Origin of the sequence: Flavobacterium suaedae, from assembly GCF_014642915.1 — a bacterium.
GTDB classification, from domain to species: domain Bacteria; phylum Bacteroidota; class Bacteroidia; order Flavobacteriales; family Flavobacteriaceae; genus Flavobacterium; species Flavobacterium suaedae.
Map to the genome: position 1 here is coordinate 1 of NZ_BMJE01000017.1, position 1017 is coordinate 1017.

Genomic DNA, 1017 nt, shown 5'->3' on the forward strand with positions numbered 1-1017 from the left:
ACGTGGTGGAATATTAGCAGAAGAAGTAAGAATAAGAACTTATGCTACTTGGGCAGACTATGTATTTGCAGAAGATTACAAGCTACAACCGCTTAGTGAAGTAGAGGCTTTTATAAAAAATAACGGTCATTTACCTAATATGCCATCTGCAGCGGAAGTGGAAAAAGAAGGTTTGGCTATGGGAGAGATTATAAAACTGCAACAGGAAAAAATAGAAGAACTTACGCTACACCTTATAGAACAGGAAAAAGAGATAGAAGAACTTAAGTCCCGCAATGCAGAGCTGGATGAATTAAAGGCAAAAGTTGAGAAACTGCTTAAAAAATAGTAATCAATTCAATTATATAAATTATGAAAACAAAATTTTTTTTAGCAGCAGGGCTTTTAGTTACTGTATTAGGATTTGCGCAAACCTATTCTGTTCCAGGTTCTGGTAATGGAACCAATAATACTTTTGTAGGATATGGTTCAGGGGAGCCTGATAGCACCGCCACTACAGTAGGTGATTTCAATTCTTTTTTAGGTTATCGTTCAGGACGATACTCACAAGGAAATAGTAATTCATTTGTTGGTTATTTTGCAGGCGAAAAAAGTAGTGGGGGAAATAATTCCTTTTATGGTCATTATGCTGGCAGTGAATCGACATCTGGAGAAAGTACTTATATAGGTTTTCGTGCTGGACAAAAATCAACAGGTGGACGGCGTAATTTTTTTGCAAATTCTTATGCAGGGTATAATTCACAAGGTGAAGACAATATATATATAGGTTTTAATGCAGGTAAAGATGTTATAGGAGACAATAATATTTTTATAGGGCGGAATGCTGGTTCATCGTATGCTACAGTAAATAATATATTATGTATTGCTAACACTTCAACCGTAAACCCATTGATTTATGGAGAGTTTGATAAGAATGTATTAAAGTTTAACGCTCAAAAAGTAGGTATAGGTTACGAAGGTACAACTGACCCCGGTTTTGGTGATTTTCCTGCTAATACTATAGTTAATTATGATGAT

Annotated in this window: 2 pseudogenes; both read left to right on the forward strand. The window is 35.2% G+C overall.

Features of this window, described 5'->3' with window-relative positions:
- Positions 1-328: pseudogene (locus IEW45_RS14720) on the forward strand (hypothetical protein); the annotation flags it as partial.
- A gap of 23 nt (positions 329-351) precedes the next feature.
- Positions 352-1017 (forward strand): annotated as a pseudogene (locus IEW45_RS14725) (hypothetical protein); the annotation flags it as partial.